This is a genomic window from Enterobacter quasihormaechei, assembly GCF_004331385.1.
In the GTDB taxonomy this organism is placed as follows: domain Bacteria; phylum Pseudomonadota; class Gammaproteobacteria; order Enterobacterales; family Enterobacteriaceae; genus Enterobacter; species Enterobacter quasihormaechei.
Genome location: NZ_SJON01000051.1, coordinates 1 through 202 on the forward strand (window position 1 = coordinate 1; position 202 = coordinate 202).

Below are 202 nucleotides of genomic sequence, written 5' to 3' on the forward strand. Positions count from 1 at the left end.
AACACACATGAGCTGTGTGTCGTTTCAATTTTCAGCTTGATCCAGATTTTTAAAGAGCAAAACTTCGCAGTGCACCTTTTCAGGTTCACTCTGAAGTTTTCTTGTGTTCGCAGTAAAAGATGGTGGAGCTATGCGGGATCGAACCGCAGACCTCCTGCGTGCAAGGCAGGCGCTCTCCCAGCTGAGCTATAGCCCCATCGTA

1 tRNA gene is annotated in these 202 nt (G+C 48.5%); it reads right to left on the minus strand.

Going from position 1 to position 202, the window contains the following annotated elements:
• Positions 1-120: 120 nt before the first annotated feature.
• Positions 121-196 (minus strand) — tRNA-Ala (locus E0L16_RS21975).
• Between the last annotated feature and the right edge of the window lie 6 nt (positions 197-202).